This is a genomic window from Rhodococcus sp. NPDC003318 (assembly GCF_042879035.1).
Classification (GTDB): domain Bacteria; phylum Actinomycetota; class Actinomycetes; order Mycobacteriales; family Mycobacteriaceae; genus Rhodococcus_G.
Genome location: NZ_JBIAOU010000012.1, coordinates 68,117 through 94,375 on the forward strand (window position 1 = coordinate 68,117; position 26,259 = coordinate 94,375).

The following is a 26,259-nucleotide window of genomic DNA, read 5'->3' on the forward strand; positions in this document are numbered from 1 at the left end:
TCCTGCCGCATCGCCGCCGGTACGCCTTCCACAACGCCCGTGACAGTGGTGTCCTGGATGCACCGCGTGGCCGTCGAGGCCCGCGGATCTACTCCCGAGCCGAGGAATCGCCATGACCACGATCCATCTCCACCAGAGCACCACCGCCACACCCGAGCAGGTCCTCTCCGGCCTCACCGACTTCGGGCCAGGACGCCACGAGCTGTTCGGCAACAGCACCGACAGCTACCTGAAAGTGCACAGTCAAGGCCCCCACGACGCGGACGTCACCGAAGGCTCGAACGGCATCTGGGAACGCCTGCACTACGACTGGACCGACCCCCACCACGTCCTGATGACGACCACCGACTCCAACCTGTGGGGAGGCGCCTCGGGCCACACCTACACCCTCACCCCACAACCCACCGGCACCACCGACGTCGACGTCGTCGTGGTCCGCGACGGCAAGAACCTGCGGGGACGACTCCTCGCCGCAGTCCTTGGCCTGTTCGGCGCACGGATCCTCGGCAAGGAACTTCGCAAGTCCGTCAAAGCCATCGAAACCCGCAACGACGGCACCGGTGGCGCAACGACACACCCGCCGGAAGAATGAACCGAAACCCGTCCCCGGCCGGTCACGCGGAACAGCACCTGATCGATTTGGCGATCCTGCGCCTCGCCGCCAAACACACGGACAAATCCTTCGCCGAAGTCATAGACGCCGTCACGCGCGCTCGGGTGCACTTCGACGGCAAACCCATCCGCGACTTCGTGCCGCTGCTCGTCGAACGACATGCCGACAAGGAACTCGGCATTCCCCTCCGACCATCTGACCGAACAACCATCCGCCGGTGATGCGGTTGCGGGACTCCACCACGCCTCCCCCGCCCAAGACGCGTCGTGCCGATCGCGACCCTGCCGACGCCGACACCGTGCATTCGAAGGTCAGCGACATCGACCTGGTTGAGCAGGCACACCGACCTTCGACGAAGGCCCCATCCCGAGTCCATCCCGCTGTTCGTCGAGTGACGTGCCCGCGCTCACCTCGTCACCGAGGCTGACGTGGCCAGCGCCACTCACGGGTGGACCACACATGTCGAGTCGGGTTGACTTTCGTATGTGTCCAAGGTGGCCGCGGCCGTCGCAGGCATCACCGCCGTTGTGTTGGGGGCCGGGTGCGAGAGCGGGATCGAGTCCCGCGTCGGCTCCTCTGTCGTCGCCGTGTCGTCGGTGAAGTCCGACACGTGGTACGCCGCCGAGTTCGTCCAGACGATGGTCGGAATGGAACTCTCGTCGGCCGAGGATCCGGCTGCGGAAGTGTCCGCGGCCGTGGCGCTCGCCGAGGACGACTGCCACCTCTTCGCCTCCGACGACCTCTCCTCCACCCACAGCCCACGGCAGAACGCGACCGGCCTCGATGACCTGGTCCGTGACCTGCACACTCGGTACCCGGCAACCGACGCCCAGATCCGGCAGGGGCTGATCCTGCAGGCCGAATATGCCTGCCCCGACTACCTCGACATGCTCACCGCCTACGACACGTGGGCCGCCACCCGATGACCCCTCGAGTCGCAACGCCGAAGTGAACGACAAATTCGGTGTCCGAGCACCGGAGGATCGGGCTGCAGGTCACCGCGCGCTCGCCCGTCGCAAGAGCCGAAAGTGGACCGTCACCCAGCCACCGGGTGACGCGAAGGCAGCCGCCCGCTGACATTCCCCGGCGACTCGCATGAAATCGCTGCTCTCACCTACCCTTTCCGTGCGCCGTTGTCGTCCCTCTGCGCACGGCGAAGGCTCGCCGGTCCACACCCCTCTGGGCCGGCGAGCCGCACCGATCGGGCATGGCCACTCCGCGCGGTCACCAGGGCCACCACTCGAGCATGATCGTCTCCCAGCTCGCGCGGACATCATCGGCTCGCACCGGACCGTGCGCCTCCTGCCCGACATCCGTGACGGCCGTGTGCGCGAGTGGAACAAGCGAGCCGCCGCCGCCACGGTTCGGCGGACGTTCCTGCAGAACCTGTTCGCTGGCAAGAAGCCAGCGGCATGTGCACAGCTATACCAAGTCCGGGCAGCGGCCGGGCCTCATCCTCATCGTCGGCCGAACCGGACTTGGGCTCGGGCAACGCTCGTCGGCACCGGGATCGCTGGGGTCGTGGTTCTGGCTCACACCCGATATCGCCGTGGTTTCCGGGTCTTTCGCCCGCCGCGCTCGGAATTGGTTGGTCTCCTGACAATCGCGGATCCTGGGTACTGACCGCCTCGACAACCGAGCCTGACTCACCCAAGCCGCCACCGACCGCCCGAGCTCGAGTCAGCCAGATTCTGGCGGGCGAGACCGGCACACCACGACCCACCGTTCCCGCCTCTGTTCCGTTCGTGTGTGCGATGATGCCGCGAATGAACGTCGTTGGCACCGCAGCACAATGGCGACTCGGCCGCGAACCGCCCGCCGGCCGGGCCAGGTGTGGGCCGGTGGAGCACGCCGGCTCGGGAATCACCGGCTCCGTCTTCCCACTTCCCCCACGACCCGATCGAGCACGTCGCCCCGCCGCAACCGCGTCGAGGTCATCGCACCGCGCCACCCGAAGTCGCCGTCGAACAAGTGTCGTCGAAGTGCAACCCGTCGATCGCCGGGATCTCGTCCGCGGTCGCACCCGGGGTGGACACGACGGCGGGCGCCGGGACGGGTCGACGCATCCGACAGTGATCGGAGCCGCTCGATGCACAGGGATCCGTTTACGTACACCGCGCCGTGGTGCGCCTGCCGCACATCCGCGGACAGAGTCAGACCACGTGGCACGGGCCTTCGGGGTGTGTTCGAGTGGCGGTCCGCCGCGCCCCGGGATAGAAACAATGTGTGACACCAGTCACTTTCGTGTGACGAGAGGTACGGCCACGGATGTGGTCGGCGGCCACAGCCGCCGTCCCGATCCCACCGTGTCCGGACCCGATCGGGACCGGAGACTCGCACACGGACGACGTCGGGAAAGGGGTTCGGATGAGCTCACCGAAGAAGCGAGTGTTGTTCGTCGGGAGCCCCGGCACCGACGAAGTGGCACAGTGGGCGGCACTGCGGGAGTTGGCGACCCAGCGAGGATTCGAGTGCACCCGCACCCCCACCGCAGGTGGGGTGCGGTACGTCGTGGCGACCGCCGAGGTCCTGGGTGGGTCCCGTTCACCTGCGCAGGAACGAATCCTGCACGAGATCGACGCCACCGGCCTGCGCTATCTGAGCGTGCACGCCGCATACGGGTGGATGTCCGACGACTCCTCACCGGGCGAACGCCCGTGAACGCCGACGTGCCCGAACTGCTGATACTGCTGTCAGCGGCGGACTTCGATCGGGGGCGGTCGGTCACCGCCGCGGGGGCGGAGCACGGGCGCACCCTGTGAGCTGGCCCTGTCACCCCGATCCTGGTGCCCAGCTACTCGGTGCATCGCGGGCCGTGGCGCGGATCGGCTACCGCCTGACGATGCTGCCGTTGCGGATCGCCGATGGTCTGATCGTGCCGGTCCTGTTCGATGCCGACAGGCCGGTCCGACTGGCGTTCGAACGGCTGTTGATCGACTGCGACCGCCTTGCCGCGGGCCTGCTCGACGACGAGTCGGCCGCCGCGCACGCCGCCGACCTGTCCGCACGGACCACCCCGGTCCGCTACGCCCTGGCCCGCGAGCAGCTCCGCACCCGGGCCGCCGCCGACGCGACCCTCGCCCGTCACCGGGCCCTGTTCCTGCAGCGCCAGCGCGCGCACCGACGTGACCACCGACCGTGATCTCGAGCCCGTCGATGTCCGGCACCGGGGGCAGATCGCGACCGCCCCGACACTGGCCACGACGCCATGCCCGTCGAATGGCTAATCGACGGAGTGTTGACCGCGGCAGGTCTCTACACCGTCCTGCCCCCGATGACTCCCGGCCGCCACACCATGACCGCGCGCTTGCGCGACGAACCATCAGTGACCGCAACTGTCTCGGTCGATGTCTCCGGTGAACCGCCACAACTTCACTCCACCAGTAGAGACAACACCTCCACATGACCGCCAGTGGGGCGAGGGTGCCGAGAGCGTCCGTTGTGATCAGAACCGCCAATTCCGGGAGAGCTGTACGGCAGGAGACAGGACCGCCTTGAAGGGAATCCTGCATCCGCCGGAGTCTCTTCTTCCGGGCGCCAGGTGGCCGATCTGGCAGATCCTGACCACCAAGGCGATCGCTGAAATGTTGCTGATCTCCCAGGTAACCGCGTGCAGGCAGGTGGAGCACGTGCTGTCCAAGCTTGAATTCCCTCGCCTACGCAGACCGCCCTGGTCGTAGAGCTGGGCCGTGACCAGCACCGATGGGGTCGAGTGAGTGGGTACGTTCCGGAAAGACAGGTATATGGCCCCGGTAGTTCCACCGTCGCGGGCAGGCCTACGCGGATGGAACCCTGTGATCCAGTTCACCACAGTCACCCCAGGGGTCCCCGATGTACGAGCACCAGCCGAAACACAGCCCGGAAGCGGGCCTCACCGCCGAGATGTCCTGGCGAGAGGTCGAGGTCGGGGGCCACCCGGTGGCGTACGGGGTGGTGGGCCACGGCTCGCCCGTCGTGTTCCTGCACGGGTTCGGCCTCACCCACCGCACCTACGCGAGCGCACTGCGGCGGCTGTCCGGCATGGGCGTGCGGGTGTACGCACCCGCACTGCCCGGATTCGGCGGCACCCCCGAACTCCCACCGCGCCGACGGAACCTGGCCGGCTATGCCCACTGGTTGGCGGCGTTCCTGGACGCGCTGGGATTGGACGAGCCGGTGACCCTCGTCGGCCACTCGTTCGGCGGTGGCGTCGCGATCCAGTCGGCCCACGACCTCGGCGACCGGGTCGCGCGGCTGGTGCTGATCAACTCGGTCGGCGGCGCCGCGTGGTCGCCCGCCGGCGGCCGGGTGCGCCCGATCCGGGAGCGGCCGTTGTGGCAGTGGGGCGCCGCGGCGACCGGCGACGCCCTGGCGACCCGAACGCCCGTGGCCGCGTTGGTGACCATCGCGATCGACACGGCGGTCAACGCGGTGCGCAACCCGCGTGCCGTTCTCCGGATCGCGGACCTCGCCCGGACCGCGGACCTACGGCGCGAGCTGGTCGAGCTCGCCGACCGCGGGCTGCCCGTGACGCTGCTGTGGAGCCACTGCGACACGTTCATCCCACGCGCGAGCTTCGAGTCGCTGCGCGCGGCGTTGCGTAACCCGCCGGTGCACACGGTCGCCGGATGTCACGGCTGGTTGATCGGTGACCCGGACGGCTTCGGCAACGCGATGGCCGCCGTGCTGGACGAGCGGCCGCAGATGGTCGCGTGATGGCCGCCGCCCCGAGGATCGGGGAGGGCTGCCGCCCCGAGGATCGGGTCAGGGCTGCACCGGCCATCCACCTCGACCGACATGTGTACCGGTCAGGAGATGGCACTACGCCTGACCGTGCAACGCGCCCCCCGCCCCACACCAGACGGTCACTTCGACGACCAACTGGCCGGCCTTCCCGAGCAGCCCGACCGGGTCGGCCCCTGGACCACCTGTTCGAGGACCACGACGTACTGACCCTGTTCGCCGGCATCACGCCCGACGACGGGGTCAACCTCGATCCACCCGCCTGCTTCGACCCGTTCGAGCCGCCTCGGTCTCGCGACGCGGGTACCGCCGGGCAGATCCCTTGGCCCCGCTGATCAGAGGGCCTGCCAACACCAGGAGAAGGATCGTATGAACCCACACGACCAAGAACTGCTCGAATTCGCACGACGCTGGGAGCCCTTCGGTGGTCCGAGCACCGCCGAAATCCTCGTCGAATTCGGGATGACACCCCGCCGGTTCGCTGAGCGGCTCGAGGAGCTGCGGTATCGGCGCCGCCGGTCGATCACCCAATAAATAGCGGCGGCCGGCCACTCGCCGACCCGTGGGACCACGAGCAGGACCCGCACCAGGGCTGACCGAGATCGCGTTGACGACCACTCGTGCCGTCACCGCCCCGATTCCGACGCCGGATGCCGTCACCCCCCGCGCGGAAAGAACGCGGCTTCCGCCAATACCGGGGGTCGTGTCAACGGCGGGTTAGAACTAGTTTTCACCCCGTCGTCGACAGGCACCTTGTTGCGACTGGTCCGAGCGTTGCCGGACCCGCCGCCGAACTCTGTCGAGGTACTCGGCGTCGACGACTGTGCGCTGCGGCGCCGGCATCGATACGGCACCGTGCTCATCGACATGAGCACCCACCGGCCGATCGATGTTCTCGCCGACCGCAGAGCCGAGACCGTCGCCGAGCGGCTCAGAGCGCACCTGGGACCGAGGTGATCTGTCGTGATCGCGCCGGCGCCTGTGCCGAAGCGGCCCGCGCCGGCGCACCGGAGGCGGTCGAGGTCGCCGACCGATGGCACCTCTGGCACAGCTTGGCCGAGGTGGTGGAGAAAACCGTTGCCGCCCATCATCGTTGCCTGTGTACTGCGCTCGAACCGGAATCGGGTGACGCCCGTACACAGTGAAGAGCAGCGGGAGACTGCCGACCAGATGATCGCGGCATTCGCGGAGATACTCGCCGAACGCCGCGGCGAGAATTCCACTCCTGGATGGCCGCGGTCAGAGCTGACGACCTGAACGAAGCTGCACCGATTCGTCCGCGGCCTGGAAACCGACCATGACGCCGTCCGCAACGGGCTTACTCTGCCCTACAGCTCCGGCACCGTCGAAGCCACGTCAACCGCATCAAGATGCTCCCACGGCAGATGTACGGTCGCGCCGGATTCGATCTACTCCGAAAGCGAATTCGCCTCAGCCACTGACGCACTCAGAATCCATCACGGAAGTGGGCCAGAACCCGAGAACTGACCAGCGGGACCTGCGTTGTCATCTGTGGTGCGCAGTGCACCTGTGTTCGATCGGCCGCGTTGTCGCCCCGAGAGGGCGGTCCTCCCGCAGTGGCAGTGGGCAGTGGCAGTGACAGTGGCAGGAAATCGCGCCTGACGACGACGCCAACGGGCCGCGTCGGGTGCACGAACATTCGGCGACGCCACCGCTGGCAGACCGGGTGTCACGCAGGCCGGATGCTGCCTGAGTACGAGAGCCCGGACAGGGGCGAAAACACCGGGGCGAGCAGGCGAAAGCGAAAACGAAACAAGGGGCCGGTTCCGGCGCCAGGGGCGGCGTGGCCGGCCGCGGGACCCTGACCAGGCGGCCCCGACTGGACGAATGTCCAAGTGGACCGAGAGGTATGGCTTGGGATACAACAGACGCCGATTCGTGACTTGACTCACATCTAGCCGTTACGGCCGGACACGTCCAGAACACACCGCAACCACAGTTCTTCCGGGGGGGACCATTGCCTGATCCGGGTCCGGGGGAACGGAAAGGCAAGGGCTCGTGCTGCTCCCGATGTCGCCGACCGATTCGATGTTCCTGATCGGCGAGTCCCGCCGCCATCCGATGCACGTCGGGGGCCTGGCGGTGTTCGACCCACCGGAGGGTTCCGATGCGCGCGACGTCCGCGCGATGCTCGACGCGGCGCTCACGCGAGGCGAGGTGTCCCCGCTGCTGCGCAAACGGGCCGCACGGTCGCTGACCACGCTGGGCCAGTGGGGCTGGGAATCCGACACCGAGGTCGACCTCGGCCACCACGTCCGCCACGACGCCCTCCCCCAACCCGGCGGCATCACCGAACTGCTCGATCTGGTCGCCCGCCTGCACGCCGGCCTCCTCGACCGCAGCCGCCCACTGTGGGAGATCCACCTGATCGAGGGCCTCGCCGACGGACGCCTCGCGGTGTACGTCAAGATCCACCACGCCCTCGCCGACGGGATGTCGGCGATGAAGCTGCTGCGCGCCGCGCTCAGCGAGAACCCGGACGCACGAGAGATGCCCGCACCCTGGGAACCGTCGGTGCGCGAGCGCCCCGCGCTGCGACTCGTCACGGACCCACCCACCGGCGGCACGAACCCCCTCCTCGACGTGCCCGCGGCGGCCCTGCGCGTGGCCCGCGACACCGTCGGCGAGGTGGCCGGTCTGCTGCCCGCCCTCGCCGGCACCGTCGACCGGGCGCTGCACCACCGCGGCGGCGCGCTCACGCTCGCCGCACCGCACTCGATGCTCAACGTGCCGATCGGCGGGGCCCGACGATTCGCGGCCCGCTCCTGGCCACTCGAACGGCTGCGCCTGGTCGCCAAGCACGCCGACGCCACCGTCAACGACGTGGTCCTCGCGATGTGCTCGGGCGCTCTGCGTACGTTCATCGGCGCTCTCGGGGTGCTGCCCGAGCATCCGCTGATCGCCATGGTTCCGGTCTCGCTACGAGGTGAGAAGCGGGAAACCAAGACGGGCAACGAGATCGGGATGCTCTCGTGCAACCTCGGCACCCATCTCGACGATCCGGCGCTGCGGCTCGAGACGGTGCACGCCGCCATGACCGACGGCAAGAACGCGATGCGCACCATGAGCCGCACCCAGAACCTGGCCGCAAGCGCCCTCGGCACCGTCCCGCTGGCTCTGGGCATGTTCGGGATCGGTTCGTTCATCCGCCCCGCGAACGTGATGATCTCCAACGTGCCGGGGCCGAGCGAGCCCCTGTACTGGAACGGCGCCCGCCTCACCGCCCTGTACCCGCTGTCGATCCCGGTCCGTGGGCAGGCCCTGAACATCACCTGCACCAGCACCGACGACGAGATCGCGTTCGGGCTCACCGGCTGCCGCCGCACCCTGCCCGACCTGGCGCCGATGCTCGACCACCTCGACGACGAACTCGGCGCCCTCGAACACGCCGTCGGCCTGTAGTGGCCGCGGCGATGAACCGCCACGGACCCGACCGGCCCGGCACCGGCCGCGCGCGACCCAGTGCCGCGGCGGCGCCCTCCCCGGCGGTGGCCGCGGCCACCGCCGGCACGGCCGTCGTGTCGAGCGGATCCGTTGCCCTCGGCGTTGCGGCGGCGGTGCTCACCGTCGCCTGCGTCACCCTCGAAACCCACACGTGACCCACAGGCAATCGAAATCGTTTCCGGCGCAACCGGAATCATCGGAAACCAGCGACAGGACACCCACCCATGACCGCATCGGCGACCCCAGCACTCCCCCGCCGCACCACGACGCACGGCGGCTCGATGAGAACCGAGGAGATCAAGGCCCGCATCGAGGCCATGTACGCGGACCGTCCCGCACCCGCCCCGCGCCGAACCCGCGAGAGCAGGTCCGCGTGAACACCAACGTCGCACAGCTGCTGCTGGTCCTGACCGCCGGGATCGCAGGCACGGCGGCGGCCCAGGCGACCCTCCGCCGCCGCGACCGGCGCGGCCCCCGCCGCAGGCCGATCCGCCTCGGCGAACACATCATGCGCCCGCACGGACAGGAACACCACGCGTCCTCACCGCCGGCAGAACCGGCGGCGAGGACGACGGGCGGGTGACCATTCCGCCGACATCGACGGGCGGGCCGCCTCGCTCACCCTCACCGTTCGCGACGCCGCACCGTGAGGACGGGGTCCCCCGAGAGCGTTCCACCGATTCTCACCTCGGTTCTCGGCTGACTCCGCGCCGGGTATCGAGGCGGTGTGCCCGAGCAGGACTACATTCCGCTGATCGCGCTGCTGCGCAGTCGGCTGACCGACGACGAGGCCCGCACCGTCACCGACACCCTTGTCGACCAGCTCCCGTCGCCGATCGACAAGTGTCGACGACGGGCTGAGAATGACCCCGTAACGACGGGAACTGACCCCTCTCCAATGCCGGGAGGGTGATATCAGTGGAGGATTGGGCAGAGATCCGTCGGCTGCATCGCAGCGAGGGTTGTCGAAGACCTTCGCCCATCACGCGGTGGTCGAGGCCGCGAGCAGCAGGAAGAAGATGCGAGGTCGGCTCCTGGCGGACATCTTCACGAAGTCGGCCGAGCTGAACGAGCGGCTGGCGTGACGATCCGCCTCGATCGCGACGACATCCTCGCGATTGCAACGACGCACCACGGCCCCGGCCGTGGACCACCTGCCACCGAACCCGAGCACAACGGGCAATCTCGGCCTTCGGCGTCACGAAACATCGGAACGCCGCGCCGGCGAGTACGTGACGAGATCACGTCGCCGGGATCAGATGGGCGTCGCCGAACTCGTTGGGTGTCCCGCGCGGGGTCAGGGCCGCGATGTAGTGCTGCGGGCCGTGGTCGTTCAGCGAGAACCGGAACGGCAGGCCGCGCAGCAGCCGGAACTTGCTCGCCACGAACCCCAACGGGGCCTCGACGAGACCGAGAAGATCGCCCATCTGCGTGATCGGGTCGTCGGAGGTGTCCCGCCACGCGTCGCCGTAGCGGTACTCGCGTCCGAAGTGCTCGAAGTGGTCGGAGTCGCTCGGCGGGAGGTGCGGCACGAGGTCCTTCCGGTAGACGTAGCGGAGCACGTTCCGGTCGAGGAAGTCGTGCGCGGCGCAGGCCGCCGCGAACTCCGGCGAGCCCACCATCGGTGCGCCGAAGGTGTAGGCGCCCTTGAATACCGGCTCGAAGGGTTCGATGTACCCCTTCTCGACCGACAGCATCACGGCCATCAGCGCGGCCATCGCACCGCCGAGGCTGTGACCGGTGAGGTAGAGCGTGGTCATCGGACCCGGCATCGGCTTCAACGGTGTTTCCTCGTCGTCGTCGAGAACCGAGCGCCCCTGGAGCGCCCGCTGCAGCGCCGCGACCACCGCGAACCGGGTCGCGCGCACGTTGCGGTAGAACCCGGCATGGACGGCATACGTCCCGGCCTCGACTGCGTCCGCGCCCTCGGTCTTCGGAAATGGGAAGGCGATCTTGTCGGGGTGCACGTCGGCGTCGGTCAACCAGTTGACCACGTTCGTCGGTTCGGTGCCGCGGTAGGCCAGGATCACGACACTGCCGTCGCTGCTTTGGATCAGGTACGCGGTGGACCTGATGAACATCGCGTCCACGGACATCTCCACCCGCAGGCAGTGATTGTCGACCAGGCCCATCCGCGCGAGCATCATCGCCACCGTCTCGGCGTCCGAGTAGGCGTAACCGGCTGCGACTGCAAGGGTGTGGGCCACGGTCGGGTCCGGTTGCTGCTCGACCCCGGCAAGGGTCGCACCGAGATCGTGGTACACCGGGAAGGTGGTCGACGAGGTCGGCTTCGCCGGCCGGTAGGCGGACAACGATCGTGCAATCGACCTCTCGATCAACATGACGCGACGCTACCCGATGGCAGGCAGAACTGATTCGGGATCGCTCGTGAGACGAGTGGATGGATGTAGGGCCGGATCAACTGGTGTCGTGTGCCGGTGGGGGCGCGAGCGAACACCGCTGAGCGGCAGCAGGCGCCGTTGTCGGTGACCACCCGGGTGAACCGGGCGATACCGTGGGCGGCGAAGAACGCCAGTTGGCGACTGGCGGTCCCGGTTCACCCATTTGCTGGCGCAGGCTCGGGATATGCCTATTTCGGCGGCGATGTGGGCGATCGGGCGGTGCTGGCATCGCTGGACGAGTCTGCGTCCTTCAACGGACAGCGGCGCATTACCGTGGGTCACGGACGGGTCTTTCTGTCGGCGGACGAGTTGGTGGCACTTCTCATCCTGCCGCCGAAGACCCCTCCGCTCCTTCGGCCCAGATCCTGGCCGGTGTCTACAACGTCATGACCCGCAACTGCTATTGCGCGCTGAAAAGAGCGCGGTGGATTTCCTCGCTGGTCCTCTTCCCGGGAGTGGGTTCGGCAGCACGCCCGCCGACGAATGCTCCTGCGGGCATGTCGTTCCCGCGGGCACGCTCGGCCCGCAGGTCGGAGAACAGTGGTCCGTCCAGATCAGTCGTCTTGATCAAAAGTGGTCCTCACTTGTCGTCCGGCATATATGGCAGCAGCCGGAACTTGGCCGATTACAAGCCCGCACGAGACTTCCACAGCCTTGTCGAAGACGTCCTGTACACGGCCGAAAGGCTCGATCACCGAAAGCGGTCGTCTGGCGTACTGAGGTCGCCGGGGTTGAAACCCACGTGGCTCGCAACCCACTGTACGGCTCCCTCGAAACGTCGAGCACCGACCACCACGTCCGGCGAGCGCAGTGGCCGAAGCCAGTCGACGCTTCCGGGACCAACCCCAGGAAAACAGGCCACGCCGGGGCGGTGCGACCAACCACGACCTGAGCCACTCGCAGCCCGATGCGTCCCAGCGGACGAGGTTGCCGAACACCTCCCCGCGCCCGGCCCCTCGGCCGGCTTCGGTCTCACTCCCGGCATCGGCACCGGTGGCGCCGCACATCCCGCTTGCGGCGTCCATGCCGTCTCATTGCGTGTCCAACGCGGTCTCGCGCCGGGTCGGTTCGGGGGTCGATGCCGTCGATACCCGCGGTGCGCGCTCGTCCCGAGGCCACGTTCCTCTTCCTGATCCCCTGACGCCGGACGGACAATGAGAATTGCTCATCTTCCTATTCGACCAAGGAGGGCATGATGACCACTGCCCGAGAAATCATGCACCGCGACGCCACCTGCATCGGCGAGCGTGACACCCTCGAATCCGCGGCGAAACGGATGCGCGAACTCGATGTCGGCGCGTTACCGATCTGTGGTGAGGACGATCGTCTGCACGGCATCATCACCGACCGCGACATCGTGCTCAAGTGCCTTGCCGAAGGCCTGGACGCGAAAACGATGACCGCCGGCGAACTGGCGCAAGGCAAGCCGTTTGTCGTCGACGCCGACGCCGACGTGGACCAGGTGCTCAGCGTGATGGAGGAGCACAGGATCCGCCGTCTCCCGGTGCTCGAAGAGCATCGGTTGGTCGGCATGATCAGCGAAGCCGATCTGGCGTCCCATCTTCCCGAGGAGGCGGTCGGGCGGTTCGTCGAGGCGATCTGCGCGAGCGGCACGCCGTAACCTCACGCCGGCGACAACCGGGGCGGCCCGGGCATCGGTGCGTAGCCGTTGCCCGGGCTACATGCTCGGGACGAGCTTCTGCGCGGCGCCGTGAAACGCGGCCATCACCTCGTATCAACTTGTTCAATTCCTGTAGGAGATCGTGGTCTGCAGCCAACCGCAAACGTAGAGGTTCCCCGGTGGACGACCTCCGATGTTCGATCTCGAGCACTACAAGCAGCGGCACGCTGTCGGGTGCGGCATCAATCTGATCAAGCAGAACCCCACGGTGGCAACGAGATACGACGGACTCACTGTCCGCTACACCGCCACCGTTCGAATCGCCGCGATCAGCCAGTGGGTTCGCGCCGCGCACATTCGAAACACGGCCTGGTTCCAACAGCAGCCGGCGCTCGGCGAGTCGGCGGCCTCACGCTGGCACCACCTCCTCGTCCCGGGAATGTCACATGCGATCGGTGCACGTGACAGCGGACTACGCTCGAACGCCCATGGCTGTTGGTGCAGCGACGGTGCTACGTCATCATTCGTGTGGCCTGTTCGCCGACACTGCGAATGATGTCCTTCTCATGCTGAATCCTGGGCGCGAGTACGGACCGGCGATGCGCTTTGACCCCAAAGTATGCGGCGCAGCCGCCGATCCAGGTGGCAAGACCGACTGCGCCGACCGCGATTGCGAGCCCTCCGGCCGGGCCGAGGAACATCGAGAGGGCGAGGAAGACGGCACCGATCACTCCGAGTGCTGCGGATACGATCCGAGGTGCCAGGTTCTTCTGCCGCTCCATCCGACCGATCGCAGCGAGTGAGTCATCGGCCTTCTTCTGCATCTCCTGCACCATCGGGCTGTTCCCGATTCGCTGGTCTCGCTTGAACTTCAAGGTCACGCGGTCAGGTCGGATCGCGGGAAGCAGGGGCAGCGGACGAATCGCCCGAGGCGACTCCACAGACTCGGTCTTCCACCCGAATCCCTCATAGGTGTCACGGTAAATCGACTCAACCGCGTGGGGAACGTGCTCTGTGGCGTAGTCGTAGGCGACGAAGGTATTGAGTGTCGCTGCGGGCTCAGGGGTCGAGACGGTCACGATCTCTCCATTCATTTCAACGACGGCGACGACATTCGGTGTGTTCGTCGATTCGGTACACCATCGATAGTGGCGTCGCGGCGACGATCGCGAATCGTCCACACGCACTCCCCTGACTACTGCGTTTGCAGTACCCCACCGTCGTATCCGAATGGGACGATGAGCGAGTGAACGACACCACCACGCCACAGAAGGGCCGGACGCTGCCACCATTGTGGAAACTCGCTCCATCAGTGATCACCTATGCGGTGTCGGCTGTCATCGCGATTGCGGCGGTCGTGGACATCGTTTCCGCGATCCGCGAGGAAGCGTGGATCGGACTCGTAGGCGTCCTTCTCGTGGTGGCCGGCACGATCGTGGGTCGCTGGCAGCCGTACGGAGGCTTGGTGCTGGTGGCCACGGGCCCGCTCGTTACCGCTCTCGGAGATCGGGAACCGACGGCGGTTTGGTCGATGGCGTGCTTCGCCGCACTCCTGTTCACCCTGCACGGTATGCGGGCACTCGTTGCGGGCGGCACCCTCGCCGCGGCGAACTTCGCTGCTGTGGGCCTACATGCGGGGACAGTCGACGTGAGCGTCGACGCGAGCGCATCGATCGCGGCCTTCGCGGCCCTCGCCGCCGCAGCAGCGGGGAGCGCGGTGCGGGACAACTGGCGTTACCGCAGCGAAGTGGAGCAGCGCATGCGTGTGGCGGAGACAACCCGGATTGCGTCCGTCGAGCGCGGAATCGCACAGGAACGCTTACGTATTGCCCGTGATCTGCACGACAGCGTCGGACACCAGATCGCGGTCGTCAACATGAGACTCGGGGTTGCGGAGGTCCACTTGGAGACAGACCCTTCGGCCGTGCGCGATGATCTCCACAGTGCTCGTGATGCCGTGCAGTCCGTATTGACCGAAGTGCAGGAGATACTGCGAATTCTGCGCGTCGGCGACCGCGGTGAGCAGCTCGAGCCCACCCCCGGGCACGAACTGATTCGCGGAATGATCGATTCGTATCGCACGGCGGGTATGAATGTCGAAGCGCAGGTCGACGATTTCGAGAAGGCCGTGAGTCCGCGGGTCAGCGTGGCCGCCTACCGCATCGTCCAGGAGTCACTGACGAACGCACAACGCCACGGGAGCGGCGCGGTGTCCGTGAAAGTCGAGCAGAGCGGCGACGGGACGGTGACGGTCGAGGTCGCCAACTTGTACACCGCTCGAACCGACGCACCAGGACGGATCGGAAACGGACTCGTCGGAATGCGGGAACGCGCAGCCTCCGTCGGAGGCCGACTCGAAATCCACGCCGATCCGCCGCTCTTCCGAACCACAGCAGTGCTCCCCGCCCGAGGAAAGGTTGAACTGTGATCACGGTCATGCTCGTCGACGATCAGGAGATGATCCGGACAGGTCTGAAGGTCATCGTCGACGCACATCCCGACATGGATGTGGTCGCCGAAGCCGCCGACGGCATGAGCGCGCTGATGCAACTCCGCCGGGTCGATGTCGATGTCGTGCTCCTCGACCTGAACATGCCCGGAATCGACGGAGTCGAGACGACTCGGCGCATCCGCACTGAGCACGATGGTCCTCGACCCCGGATACTCGTCCTGACCACTTTCGATCAGGACGAGAACGTACTCGCAGCACTCCGAGCCGGCGCGGACGGCTTCCTCGGCAAAGGCGCCGGGCCGGCCGAACTCACCGACGGCATCCGACGCACCGCACAGGGCGGACGCGTCCTGTCCCAGAACGCCATCGAGGCCGTGGTCGGCCACGTGACGTCTCCGCCAATCGAGCCGGCGGACCCCGAGGTCGCGGAGCGATTCTCAGAGTTGACTCCCCGCGAACTCGAAATCGTCGAGCAGATCGCCGACGGCCTGAGCAACGCCGAGATCGGACGCATCATGTTCATCTCGCCGTACACGGTGAAGACACATGCCAATCGCGCGATGGTCAAGGTCGGTGCCCGCGATCGTGCTCAACTCGTCTCGCTCGCAGTCCGAGCAGGTATCCGAGGAACACGCTGAGCGAGAGCTACTGCGTACGCAGTACGACGGCGGATCCATCGAGACGATTCGAGAATCGCATGGCTCTGTGAGGCTGAACTTGCCGGTGAAGCCATCGGGCCCGTGACGCGGGCATCACCCGAGCAGAGGAACCCCCATGCCGACGCCACTCGAGTTCGCTGCACGGGCGGCGGGTACGCCCGGCGCCCGGAGGTGGCACCGCTGCCGCAGCGCGCTGACCGACAGGAGGCGGCGGACCGCCTTTGTCACGGCGGCGGCGGTCCCTGGCCACCTGGCGCTTGCCGCGTGGAAGGCCTCGGTGTTCGTCCTTGCTCCGTCTGCGTTCCTCCTCGCGAACGTGCTGTTCACGCTGGCACTTGCAGGCGTGAAGACCGTCGCAGTCATCGCCCACCGACGAGGCGGCGGTGCGTCACGCAACCCCGGGGCGCATCCGAACGCTGAAGCGGGCGCGTACCGCGCCGCCGGGTGGACGGTGCTCGGGTGCTCCGTCCTGTACGTCGTCGCCTGCGTTCCGATGCTCCTGCGTACGGAGCGGGCCGACGCTTACGAGCACTCTGTAGCGCTCGCGATTGCCACGGTAGCGTTCTTCGAACTCGGATTCTCCCTGTACGGATACGTGTCGGCTCGACGCAGCGCGGACGTCGTCCAGGAAGCCGTGAAGCTGACCAGCCTTGCCGCCGCGCTGATCCTTCTCGTCCTGACTCAGACGGCCCTGCTTTCACTGACACCGCTCGAAGAAGCCGATCCGACTCGATACAACGGTCTGTGCGGTGTGCTGCTCGGGTCGCTGGCCGCGGCCATAGGCGGCCGCATGGTCATGCGCGCTGGACAGTGCAACTCCTCCGTGAGCACGGTCGACACCGGCACCGTTGAGACACCTACGGCTGAATGTGATCCTGCTCATACAAGTAGAGTGCACTGAGCCGAGGTCGACTTCACAACCATCACCGCCCCGAAGGAGCTGGGCACCGGAAACATCGGAGCCCGTTCCCCAACCCAGTCGCCGGCGCCACCGCACCCACTATGTCCTCGATCGAGACCGACGAGGGACACTTAGTTAACTACTTTCAGTTCTCATCAGAGCCGCCGTCCAATTGGAATCCGCTCCTCGAAGTACACACCGCACGCTCCCCGGCGCCCCTCCACGAGCAGCAGACTTCCTGGAACGACCAGGTGGGTATGCGCAATTTTGCCCACGAGGCGGAGACTTCACTTCATCGGCTTCACGGCATGAGTGACGTACACCGCCTCGCCTGCTAGGGTCCAGATCGTTAGATACGTGGTCGCCGCATCCCAGGAGCGAAGCATGCGAATCAGAGAAGCCGTCATCGTCGAGGCGGTGCGTACCCCGATCGGTAAGCGGAACGGCTCGCTGAGTTCCGTCCACCCCGTCGACCTGTCGGCATTGGTCCTGAACGAACTGGTCACGCGGACCGGCGTCGACCCCGGATCGATCGACGACGTCATGTGGGGATGCGTCACGCAGCTCGGCGACCAGTCCAGCAACGTCGCACGGTTCGCAACCCTGGCCGCCGGATGGCCGGAAAGTGTCCCCGCCGTCACCATCAACCGGGCCTGCGGGTCGGGGCAGCAGGCCATCGAGTCCGCCGCGCACGCCGTCATGTCCGGCGCCTACGACATCGCGATCGCGGGCGGCGTCGAGATGATGTCCCGGGTTCCGCTGGGCGCGACCCGCGCCAGCGGGTTCCCCTACGGTCAGACCGTCCTCGACCGGTACGAGACCGATCATCTCGACCAGGGCACGGGCGCAGAACTGATAGCCGAGAAGTGGGGCCTGTCGCGGCACGCCCTCGACGAGTTCGCCTCCCGGTCTCATCAGCTCGCAGCCGATGCGATCGATCGCGGGGCCTTCGACTCGCAGCTGGTTCCGGTGGCCATCGGCGAGGCGAAACTCGACGTCGACGAGGGCCTGCGCAGGGGCACCTCCCCGGAGAGCCTGGCCAAGCTGAAGCCGTCGTTCCGTGAGGACGGTGTGATCCACGCGGGCAACGCCTCGCAGATCTCCGACGGCGCCTCCGCCGTGATGATCACGACGCCGGAGAAGGCGGCAGAGCTGGGCCTGACACCCATCGTCCGCCTGTACGCGGGTTCGGTGGTCGGTGCCGATCCGATCCTGATGCTCACCGCCCCGATTCCGGCGACCCAGAAGGTCCTCGCACGAGCCGGTCTCACCATCGACGACATCGGTGCCATCGAGATCAACGAGGCGTTCGCGCCCGTTCCGCTGGCGTGGCAGATCGAGCTCGGGGCCGATCCCGAACGCGTCAACCCGCTGGGCGGCGCCATCGCGGTGGGACACCCGCTCGGCGCATCCGGCGCGATCCTGACGACCCGACTCGTTCACCACATGCGCGAGCAGGGAATCAAGTACGGGCTGCAGACCATTTGCGAGGGTGGCGGAACTGCCAATGCCACGATTTACGAACTCGTCGAGTGATCTCGTCGGACCAGCGCTCGTGATCCGCCCTGCCGTGCCCGGTTCACGGACCGGCAGGGCGGGATCTCGTGCAGCTTTAACGCCCGGCGGCGTCCGGTGTGACCGGAACCCGGGAATCCGAGGTCCACGAGCGGAGCAGGTCCTGCGCGGACGGTCCGCTCTCGCGGTATCCGAGCGGGACGCGCGGCGTCCATCCGCCTCGGCCGTCCTCCACGAGGATCTCCCGGTCGCGAACCTGTGGGTGGCTCGCGGCCTCGTCCAAGCCGAGGACGGGAGTCAGGCACGCATCGGTGGGCTCGGCCAGCTCGGCCCACTCGTCGCGGGTCCGCAGCAGCACCGCAGCAGCGATACGCTCTCGCAGCGCCGGCCACGAGGACGGGTCGTGCCTGCCGTTCGCCAGTTCCGGCTCGAGCCCGAGAACCTCGAGCAGGACGGCGAAGAACGGATCCTCGAGCGCGCCGATGGCAACGAATTTCCCGTCGGCACAGGGGTACACGTCGTAGTAGGGAGCACCGGTGTCGAGCCTGTTCGTTCCGGGTTCGTCGGACCACCGTCCGGTGGAGCGGTACTCGTGAAGCATCGACGTCAGGTACGTCGTGCCATCGAGGATTCCGATGTCGAGCACGCTCCCCAGCCCGGTGCGGTCACGTTCGTACACCGCCGCGAGCACGGCAGTGACCAGATACATGGCGCCGCCACCGAAATCGCCGAGGAGGTTGGCGGGCGGCATCGGGGTACCGCCGCGCCGCGTCGCGGAGTGCAGCGCACCCGACAACGCGATGTAGTTGATGTCGTGGCCGGCGGTCGACGCCAACGGCCCGGACTGTCCCCAACCGGTCATCCGGGCGTACACCAGGCGTTCGTTGACGGCCGACATCTCGGCGGGTCCCAACCCGAGACGCTCCATCACTCCGGGACGGAACCCCTCGACCAGAACGTCGGCGGACGCGATCGCCTCACGCACCTGACGAATCGAATCCTCGTTTTTGAGATCGACCTCCAGCGTGGACCGATTGCGCACCAGCGCGGGCAGTTCCGATCCCGGCCGACGCAGCGTCAGAACCTCCGCACCGAGGTCCGCAAGCATCATGCAACCGAAGGGCGCGGGACCCAGGCCGAGGAACTCGACGACCCGCAAACCCGCAAGTGGTGCAGGATATTTCATAGTTTCATCCCTTGGAATCAATTTTCCTGTCGGTAGATTGAACCGCAGGTTTACCCAAGTAGACAAGCGGGCCAGCGATGAGCCCGGAGCACACTGATGTAGGAGAATCCAAGTGCCTCAATCATTTTACGACGAGGATCACGAGCGCTACCGCGAAGTGGTCCGGGAGTTCGTCAAGCGTGAAGTCACCCCGAACCTGGACCGCTGGGAAGAGGACCGCGCCACCGGCCGAGAGGTCTGGAAGTCCGCCGGTGCGCACGGCGTCCTGGGCATCCGGATCGCCGAGGAGCTCGGCGGCGGCGGAATGAAGGACTACCGGTTCCGGTGTGTCGTCCAGGAGGAGCTCGCCGCGGTCGGCGCAGCATCCCTGGCTTCCGGCTTCTCGATCAACGAGGACATCGTCGCCTCGTACCTGACGACATTCGGTACGGCGGAGCAGCAGCGCGAGTGGCTGCCCGGCATGGCCGAGGGAACGATCGTCGCGTCCATCGCCATGTCCGAGCCGGCGGCGGGCAGCGACCTGCGCGGCATGAAGACCACCGCGGTGCGCGACGGGGACGAGTGGGTCATCAACGGCGCCAAGACCTTCATCACGAGCGGGTTCTCCTCGGACGTCGTGCTCGCCGCCGCGCGCACCGGCGAGCGCGAGGGACGTCCCCGCCTTTCCCTGATCCTCGTCCCGACCTCCACCGACGGCTTCTCCCGCGGACGCAAACTCCGCAAGCTCGGTCTGCATTCGCAGGACACCGCCGAGATCGCCTTCAACAACGTCCGTGTTCCGGTGTCCAACCTGGTGGGCGAGGAAGGGCGCGGATTCCACCACCTCACCGCGCAGCTTCCACTCGAACGGCTCTCGATCGCATGGCGTGCACTGTGCGCCGCCGAGGCTGCCCTGGAGTGGACCATCCGGTACACGAGCGAGCGGAAGGCGTTCGGCGAACGCATCATCGACTTCCAGAACACCCGGTTCCGACTGGCCGAGATGTCGACCGAGATCGATGTCACCCGGACGTTCCTGGAGCAGTCGATTCTCGCCTACAACGACGGCACGTTCGACGTCACGCAGGGCGCGAAGGCCAAGTGGTGGGCCACCGAGCTGCAGAACCGGATCGTCAACGGATGCCTGCAGTTGCACGGCGGATACGGGTACATGGACGAGTACCCGATCTCGCGGGCCTACGCGGACGCGCGCGTGCAGACGATCGTCGGCGGAACGACCGAGATCATGAAGGAGATCATCGGCCGCGAGATCGCCGGACGATACCCCTCCCAGTAGCCGACCACACCCCTGCAGATTTCGTTCACTCCACAGAAAGCCAGAGCATGCAACTCAAGGACAACACATTCCTGGTGACCGGCGGTGCGTCCGGCCTCGGCGAGGCGACCTCCGCTGCGCTCGTCGCCGCGGGCGCTCGGGTCGTCGTCGCCGATCTCGCCTCCTCCGACGGCGAAGCGACCGCCGAACGCCTGGGCGACGCCGCGATTTTCGCTCCTATCGACATCACCGACGAGAACTCGTTCGCCCCCGCCCTGGACGCGGCGGAGAAGCTGGGCCCCCTGCGGGGCGTCGTGCACTGCGCCGGCCGCGGCGGAGACCGGCTCCGCATCCTGGACAAGGAAGGCAATCCGAACGACCTGGAGAGCTTCCGGAACATCCTGGAGATCAACCTCATCGGTACGTACAACGTGCTTCGCGCCGCCGCAGCGCGAATCGCCCGCAACGAACCGATCGACGGCGAACGCGGCAGCATCGTTCTCACCGCCTCTGTGGCGGCTTTCGACGGCCAGATCGGCCAGACCGCCTACACCGCGTCGAAGGCGGCCGTGCACGGCATCACCCTCGTCGCGGCGCGTGACCTCGCCAGTGTCGGCATCCGTGTCAACACGATCGCTCCGGGCACGTTCGACACGCCCATGCTCGCGCGTCTGCGCTCCGACATCCGCGACGGCCTCGCCGCCGGAGTGCCCTTCCCGAAGCGACTCGGCCGTCCGGAAGACTACGCCGGAATTGCACTGGCCCTGCTGGAGAACGGCTACGCGAACGGTGAGACGATCCGTCTCGACGGTGCGATCCGGATGCCTCCGCGATGACCACGGCGGCTACAAGTGAAGTTCTCGTAGAGGCCGACTCGGGGATTCTCACGATCACCATCAACAGGCCCCAGCAGCGCAATGCGATGAGCCTGGCCGCGGCGACCCTCATCGCGGAGGCTCTGACACGGCTGGACGAGGATCCCGACCTGTCGGTGGCAGTCCTCACCGGAGGCGGCGGAACCTTCTGTGCCGGTATGGATCTCAAGCGGTTCCAGCTCGGGGAACGACCGATCGTCGAGGGCCGCGGTTTCGGCGGTCTCGTCGAGGCACCCCCGGCGAAGCCGCTGATCGCCGCGGTCGAGGGCTGGGCGCTGGGCGGCGGTTTCGAGATGGTCCTCGCCTGCGACCTCGTCGTCGCCGGTGCCGGCGCGAAGTTCGGACTGCCGGAGGTCAAGCGTGGCCTCGCCGCGCGCGCGGGGGGAATCTTCCGAGCGCCGCGGGTGCTGCCCCGGGCGGTGGCGCTCGAGATGCTGCTGACCGGCGAGCCGATCACGGCTCAGGATGCGCAGGCGCACGGTCTGGTCAATCGCGTGGTCGAGGACGGCTCCGCGCTCGAGGCCGCTCGGTCGCTGGCCGCTGCCATCAGCGCGAACGCGCCACTGGCCGTACGGGCCAGCAAGGCGCTCGCACTCGATGCCCGCACCTGGACCGACGAGGAGTCGTTCGAACGGCAGTCCGTGTACACCGACCCCGTCTTCGCCTCCGCCGACGCGGTCGAAGGTGCCGCAGCCTTCACCGAGCGCCGCGCACCGCGCTGGCAGGGCCGCTGATCGAAGACATGCATGTAGGGGGGCTCGACACGCTGTTGCGGCAAGCGACGGCGTGATCGGCACTTCCCTCTGAGGCAGGACGTCTCCGGCACTCTGGTCAGTGTGCAAGCAAGGGCCCGAGCACCGGAGACGTCGTCCTCGACAGTGAATGTGCCGGATCCGGCGCTCGCCGGATCCGGGACTTGATGTTCAGGCCCCACCACCCTCGGGGATGCTCGAGCAGTCGCACGTCACGCGCTGTTGGGAGCAGGCTTCCGTATCCCCCTTGTTGTCGCGCGAAGCAGACCGGCTCACGAGACCCATCTGCTTGGCGACACAGCACACGCGGCGGTCGCCGACGGGTACTGATCACGGTGCTCGATCACCAGGCGGACCGCACGGGCGAGGATCCCAGCGTCGATCTTCTCAGGCATGGTGCTCATCCTTCCAACTCACAAGGATGCGGCAACGATCCTCTTCGCCAAGCGAATCGCCTCGTCCCGGCACGTCTGCAGAACGGGGCTCTCCGCCCGACGTCGCCATGCCCCTACTGTTGCAATCTGGTTTCCGGTCAAGGGCTTTCGCGCATCGACTCCGAGTTCGACGGTGCGGACGAGTGCTGTCAAGGCGTTGATCATGCGGGTGCGTTCGCAGGTCATCTGCTCCCGGGCGACGACGAGGACACGCATCGCCAACGCGCGGACCATCTGCCCGGGGCGTCCGAAGTCTCGCCAGATCGATGCTCAATACCGATCGTGCGATCCGGACGGCGTCGAGGGCGTCGGTCTTGCCCACGCCCCGCCGGTCCGCGGCGGCCATCGCCGCAGGTTCGACGACGGGGAACCCGGCTGCGAGAAGGCGGTCGGTCAGCACGGCACCGTAGGATCCGATGCCCTCGACCACCACGAGCGTCGGACCCTGCTCGGCACATCGCGCGATCCAGTCGCGGGCGCGGTCGAGTCCTGTTGTGCTGGTGGGGAAGGTCGCCGACACCCCGGGGGCACCGGTGGCTGCGGTCACGACGGTCAACGTGTGGGTCGCGGCGTGTGTGTCGACGCCGATGACTTGTCTGTATTGGTCTGCGACGATGGGCATTGCGGCGGTTCTCCTTCCAGAGGCGGACGTCGTGTTCCGGCGTCGGCCCGGAAGGAAACTTCGAGGCAGGCCTGTAACGGGCCACGACCTGAGGCAACAGGTCGGGCAGGCTTCTAATCAAGCCACCGAAGCGAGACCGGGCCGGCGTCGCCGCCCTCGAACGATGGACAGATCCCGGGAAGTGCACCCAGGCAGGGGGCAAGGCGATTCACGAGTCACATCGGACGAGGCGACGACACCGATCCTGTCAGCCAGCCCCGGGCCGGCCACTGCCAACACTTACAGGCGGTTCAGTCTCGTGGTCGGCGCAGCTCCCGCGGACCGGGTCGCCGCTCTGGTCGGAGCGAAGATCACCGTCACCGTCGGGTTTATTCTTCTGGCAACAGGATTCGCCATCGGAACGAGCATGACTACAAGAGCCTGCGGGCGCAAACCGCTCACGTCTCCTCGGACAGCGACGAGAATTCGAGGACATCGTCGACCAGATCCTCATCGCCGCGATGGACAACGGCTCATTTCCGCAAACTCGACCCCGCGGCTGGCCACGCTGCAGTTCCTCAACATGCACAACCACACCTGTCAGTGGATCAAGCCTGGCGGCGAGTAGGACGCGGAAACGCTGTCCAGGAAGTTTTGTACGACACTGATTTCCGGATTCCGCAGTGAGTAGTTGTCCATCGACGGCCTCGACGGCCGTATGTGCGCCAATCTGGATCGTAGAAAGACCTCCGCACCCGAGTCGACCAGTCCCCGGCGCCGCAAGTCACAAGCGTAGTGCGGCGGTGCGCCAACTTCGGCTCGGCACACCTGATACTTTCCCGCGTTCCTACATCAACGATTCGGGTGGAGCGAACCGATCGCCGTACCTGGTGGCGAGCTCGTGCGCACGGGCCACGAAACCGGCGACCCCGCTCTCGTATGCTGTCACGAACTGATTGACGCCGCCAGCCCAGACCGGGTAGCCGACGCCCATGATCGAACCCAGATTCGCCTCCGCTGCGGACGTGACGACGCCCTCGTCGAGACAGCGGACCGCTTCGACAGCCACGATGAACAGCAGGCGGTCGATCAGGTCGCGAGGCGACGTGCTCGGGGTCCTGGATCCGTCGACGCCGTCCACACCAGGCTGCCCGGAGCGACCGTCACCAGGAGGGTTCCGTGCACTCGTCGGCAGTGGCGCGGTGGAGTAACCCGCCTGCTTCCCAGCATCCTCGACGGCCGTCCGGGAAACGCCTTCGTCGAGCATTGCCGCGGCCTCTGCGCGATAGGCACCGACAAGGCGCGAGACGAACAGCCCGGGCGAGGCGGTGACCACGATCGGGGTTCGACGAATCGACAGGGCGTAGTCGAATGCCCGAGCCAACGCCTCGTCGGATGTCATCTCACCGTGAACGACCTCCACGAGCGGGACCTCGCCGACCTGCTCGGGGAAGTGCAGGCCCACCCGGTCCTCGCGCGCGCGATCGGCGCCGGGGACGGTCGTGATCGTCGACCACAGCACCGCAGTGCACTCCCCGATGCCCTCGATTCCGCGGAATGCCCCCTGCTCGAGTTCGACCGACTCGGGCCGGGTCTCGACGACGAGGTCGACTCCGGCGAGATCGGCGGCGTCGCCGGTCGATACGATCCTGGCCAACAGCTCATCGCATCGCTCCTTCGTGGTGCTTCCGGTCGAAAGCAACTCGGCTTCCGCACGTTCCGCGTGCCACTTGCCTGCCAGCGCGGCGTCGGGTGTGTCATCCACGAGGACGACCTCGAGCCCCGCCTTCGCGGACTGGTACGCGAGCGCCGCGCCGAGAGCACCCGCGCCCCGAATCCCGACCTTCGCCATCGGTGTCGTGGCGACACCCGTGGGCCGTGAGTGTCCAGCCCTGATCGTCTGCGGGTCGAAGAACGACGCCTGCATCATGTTCTTCGCGATCTGGCCGGTGACGAGCGACACGAATCCGCGGGCCTCGATGTCCATCGCGCTCTCGAAGTCCACCTGTGACCCCTCGACAGCGGCAGTCAGGATCGTATGGGGCGCAGGCATCGGAGCTCCCCTGAACGGCGTTCGCAGGTTCGCCGGCAGCACCAGGTCGGCGGGATCCGCGGGCGTGTCGGAGCCTGGTCCGGGAATCTGGTAGCCCGCCCTGTCCCAGGGCTGGACACCCCCGTCGGGATTCGCCTTGATCCACGCCTTCGCGGCGGGCACCAGCTCATCGACCGAACCGACGACCTGGTCGACGAGGCCCACGTCCTTCGCATCCCACGGTCCTCGCGTCACCCCGGGAACGAGCACACGCAGGACGGCGGCGTGCAGGCCGAGCATCCGCACGCTGCGCACCAGTCCACCCCCGCCCGGCAGCATTCCGAGAGTGGACTCGGGGAAGCCGATCTTGACGCCCCGGACGTCGGCGGCGATGCGGCGGTGGGTCGCCAACGCGATCTCCAGACCACCACCGAGGGCGGCGCCGTTGATGGCGGCGACCACTGGCTTGCCGATGGTCTCGAGGCGACGCAGCATCGTTCGGAACGACTCGACGTTCGCGTAGACCTCGTCGGCCTGGTCCGGCCCGATCGTGATCGTGCGCCTGAGGTCGCCGCCCGCGAAGAAGGTCTTCTTCGCGGAGGTGAGCACGACACCGGTGACGGTGTCCCGCTCTGCGTACAGTCGGTCGACTGTCGCGAGGAACGATCGCTTGCACAGATCGTTCATCGTGTTGGTGCGCTGATTCGGATCGTCCATGGTGAGTACGACAATGCCGTCGGCGTCCTGCGCCCAACCGATCATGTTGTCCGCAGT

At 67.1% G+C, this 26,259-nt stretch carries 26 protein-coding genes and 1 pseudogene; 21 read left to right on the plus strand and 6 right to left on the minus strand.

Annotation, left to right across the window (positions count from 1 at the left end; translation table 11 throughout):
* Positions 1–112 precede the first annotated feature (112 nt).
* From ACFYVR_RS18765 to ACFYVR_RS18825, 13 genes are all read left to right on the plus strand, one after another.
* Positions 113–592, plus strand: coding sequence for a hypothetical protein (locus ACFYVR_RS18765; RefSeq protein ID WP_387475850.1), 480 nt, complete (start codon positions 113–115; stop codon positions 590–592).
* Positions 589–834 (plus strand): three-helix bundle dimerization domain-containing protein, encoded by a 246-nt coding sequence (locus ACFYVR_RS18770; protein ID WP_387475852.1) that lies wholly within the window; start codon positions 589–591, stop codon positions 832–834. The genes ACFYVR_RS18765 and ACFYVR_RS18770 overlap by 4 nt, the downstream gene beginning before the upstream one ends.
* A 264-nt stretch (positions 835–1,098) precedes the next feature.
* Positions 1,099–1,539 carry a hypothetical protein gene (locus ACFYVR_RS18775; protein ID WP_387475855.1) on the plus strand — a complete coding sequence of 147 codons (441 nt, stop codon included), beginning with the start codon at positions 1,099–1,101 and terminating at the stop codon, positions 1,537–1,539.
* 1,441 nt (positions 1,540–2,980) lie between these two features.
* The gene (locus tag ACFYVR_RS18780) at positions 2,981–3,274 is read left to right on the plus strand and encodes a hypothetical protein (RefSeq protein WP_387475857.1); all 294 of its coding nucleotides are present in this window, start codon (positions 2,981–2,983) and stop codon (positions 3,272–3,274) included.
* A gap of 154 nt (positions 3,275–3,428) precedes the next feature.
* Positions 3,429–3,755, plus strand: coding sequence for a hypothetical protein (locus tag ACFYVR_RS18785; protein WP_387475860.1), 327 nt, complete (start codon positions 3,429–3,431; stop codon positions 3,753–3,755).
* 740 nt (positions 3,756–4,495) lie between these two features.
* A complete protein-coding gene (locus ACFYVR_RS18790) occupies positions 4,496–5,308 on the plus strand; it encodes an alpha/beta fold hydrolase (protein WP_387476002.1) in 813 nt (270 codons plus the stop codon).
* A gap of 780 nt (positions 5,309–6,088) precedes the next feature.
* On the plus strand, positions 6,089–6,292 hold the full coding sequence (locus ACFYVR_RS18795) for a transposase (protein ID WP_387475862.1): 204 nt from the start codon (positions 6,089–6,091) through the stop codon (positions 6,290–6,292).
* Between the two features lie 1,062 nt (positions 6,293–7,354).
* Positions 7,355–8,758 (plus strand): wax ester/triacylglycerol synthase family O-acyltransferase, encoded by a 1,404-nt coding sequence (locus tag ACFYVR_RS18800; RefSeq protein WP_387475865.1) that lies wholly within the window; start codon positions 7,355–7,357, stop codon positions 8,756–8,758.
* Between the two features lie 11 nt (positions 8,759–8,769).
* Positions 8,770–8,955, plus strand: a complete 186-nt coding sequence (locus ACFYVR_RS18805) for a hypothetical protein (protein ID WP_387475868.1) — start codon at positions 8,770–8,772, stop codon at positions 8,953–8,955.
* Between the two features lie 69 nt (positions 8,956–9,024).
* A complete protein-coding gene (locus tag ACFYVR_RS18810; RefSeq protein WP_387475870.1) occupies positions 9,025–9,177 on the plus strand; it encodes a hypothetical protein in 153 nt (50 codons plus the stop codon).
* Positions 9,174–9,383, plus strand: a complete 210-nt coding sequence (locus tag ACFYVR_RS18815) for a hypothetical protein (protein ID WP_387475873.1) — start codon at positions 9,174–9,176, stop codon at positions 9,381–9,383. Before ACFYVR_RS18810 ends, ACFYVR_RS18815 begins: the two co-directional genes overlap by 4 nt.
* 144 nt (positions 9,384–9,527) lie before the next feature.
* Complete coding sequence (locus ACFYVR_RS18820) at positions 9,528–9,713, plus strand: DUF3349 domain-containing protein (RefSeq protein ID WP_387475876.1); 186 nt, start codon at positions 9,528–9,530, stop codon at positions 9,711–9,713.
* 49 nt (positions 9,714–9,762) lie between these two features.
* The gene (locus ACFYVR_RS18825) at positions 9,763–9,885 is read left to right on the plus strand and encodes a hypothetical protein (RefSeq protein ID WP_387475878.1); all 123 of its coding nucleotides are present in this window, start codon (positions 9,763–9,765) and stop codon (positions 9,883–9,885) included.
* Between the two features lie 156 nt (positions 9,886–10,041).
* Here ACFYVR_RS18825 and ACFYVR_RS18830 read toward each other — a convergent pair whose 3' ends face one another.
* On the minus strand, positions 10,042–11,142 hold the full coding sequence (locus tag ACFYVR_RS18830) for a lipase family protein (RefSeq protein WP_387475880.1): 1,101 nt from the start codon (positions 11,140–11,142) through the stop codon (positions 10,042–10,044).
* Positions 11,143–11,343: 201 nt separating this feature from the next.
* Positions 11,344–11,484 (minus strand): annotated as a pseudogene (locus ACFYVR_RS18835) (IS481 family transposase); the annotation flags it as partial.
* A 913-nt stretch (positions 11,485–12,397) separates the two neighbouring features.
* Here ACFYVR_RS18835 and ACFYVR_RS18840 point away from each other — a divergent pair.
* Positions 12,398–12,823 carry a CBS domain-containing protein gene (locus ACFYVR_RS18840; RefSeq protein WP_387475882.1) on the plus strand — a complete coding sequence of 142 codons (426 nt, stop codon included), beginning with the start codon at positions 12,398–12,400 and terminating at the stop codon, positions 12,821–12,823.
* 512 nt (positions 12,824–13,335) lie between these two features.
* On the opposite strand, the gene ACFYVR_RS18845 is transcribed toward ACFYVR_RS18840, so the two are convergent.
* Entirely contained in the window at positions 13,336–13,902 is a 567-nt protein-coding gene (locus tag ACFYVR_RS18845) for a hypothetical protein (protein WP_387475885.1), read from the minus strand.
* Between the two features lie 167 nt (positions 13,903–14,069).
* On the opposite strand from ACFYVR_RS18845, the gene ACFYVR_RS18850 reads away from it, so the two are divergent.
* The 4 genes from ACFYVR_RS18850 to ACFYVR_RS18865 all read left to right on the plus strand — a co-directional run bounded on the left by ACFYVR_RS18850 (position 14,070) and on the right by ACFYVR_RS18865 (position 18,371).
* A complete protein-coding gene (locus ACFYVR_RS18850; protein WP_387475888.1) occupies positions 14,070–15,251 on the plus strand; it encodes a sensor histidine kinase in 1,182 nt (393 codons plus the stop codon).
* Positions 15,248–15,913, plus strand: coding sequence for a response regulator (locus tag ACFYVR_RS18855; RefSeq protein WP_387475891.1), 666 nt, complete (start codon positions 15,248–15,250; stop codon positions 15,911–15,913). The genes ACFYVR_RS18850 and ACFYVR_RS18855 overlap by 4 nt, the downstream gene beginning before the upstream one ends.
* A 136-nt stretch (positions 15,914–16,049) precedes the next feature.
* Entirely contained in the window at positions 16,050–16,835 is a 786-nt protein-coding gene (locus ACFYVR_RS18860; RefSeq protein ID WP_387475893.1) for a hypothetical protein, read from the plus strand.
* A 384-nt stretch (positions 16,836–17,219) separates the two neighbouring features.
* Complete coding sequence (locus ACFYVR_RS18865; RefSeq protein ID WP_387475896.1) at positions 17,220–18,371, plus strand: thiolase family protein; 1,152 nt, start codon at positions 17,220–17,222, stop codon at positions 18,369–18,371.
* Between the two features lie 76 nt (positions 18,372–18,447).
* Here the strand turns inward: ACFYVR_RS18865 and ACFYVR_RS18870 are convergent, their stop codons facing one another.
* Positions 18,448–19,536: a CaiB/BaiF CoA transferase family protein gene (locus ACFYVR_RS18870; protein WP_387475899.1), complete on the minus strand. Its 1,089-nt coding sequence runs from the start codon at positions 19,534–19,536 to the stop codon at positions 18,448–18,450.
* 112 nt (positions 19,537–19,648) lie between these two features.
* Here ACFYVR_RS18870 and ACFYVR_RS18875 point away from each other — a divergent pair, with 112 nt between their 5' ends.
* From ACFYVR_RS18875 to ACFYVR_RS18885, 3 genes are read left to right on the plus strand one after another with little or no spacing between them, the layout of a single operon-like run.
* Positions 19,649–20,812 (plus strand): acyl-CoA dehydrogenase family protein, encoded by a 1,164-nt coding sequence (locus ACFYVR_RS18875; RefSeq protein WP_387475901.1) that lies wholly within the window; start codon positions 19,649–19,651, stop codon positions 20,810–20,812.
* A gap of 47 nt (positions 20,813–20,859) precedes the next feature.
* Positions 20,860–21,627 (plus strand): SDR family NAD(P)-dependent oxidoreductase, encoded by a 768-nt coding sequence (locus ACFYVR_RS18880; protein WP_387475904.1) that lies wholly within the window; start codon positions 20,860–20,862, stop codon positions 21,625–21,627.
* The gene (locus ACFYVR_RS18885) at positions 21,624–22,400 is read left to right on the plus strand and encodes a crotonase/enoyl-CoA hydratase family protein (RefSeq protein WP_387475907.1); all 777 of its coding nucleotides are present in this window, start codon (positions 21,624–21,626) and stop codon (positions 22,398–22,400) included. The genes ACFYVR_RS18880 and ACFYVR_RS18885 overlap by 4 nt, the downstream gene beginning before the upstream one ends.
* Before the next feature lie 405 nt (positions 22,401–22,805).
* Here ACFYVR_RS18885 and ACFYVR_RS18890 read toward each other — a convergent pair whose 3' ends face one another.
* Together ACFYVR_RS18890 and ACFYVR_RS18895 are read right to left on the minus strand one after the other, a co-directional pair.
* A complete protein-coding gene (locus ACFYVR_RS18890; RefSeq protein WP_387475909.1) occupies positions 22,806–23,474 on the minus strand; it encodes a transposase in 669 nt (222 codons plus the stop codon).
* An 826-nt stretch (positions 23,475–24,300) separates the two neighbouring features.
* Positions 24,301–26,247 carry an enoyl-CoA hydratase-related protein gene (locus ACFYVR_RS18895; RefSeq protein ID WP_387476004.1) on the minus strand — a complete coding sequence of 649 codons (1,947 nt, stop codon included), beginning with the start codon at positions 26,245–26,247 and terminating at the stop codon, positions 24,301–24,303.
* Positions 26,248–26,259: the final 12 nt, after the last annotated feature.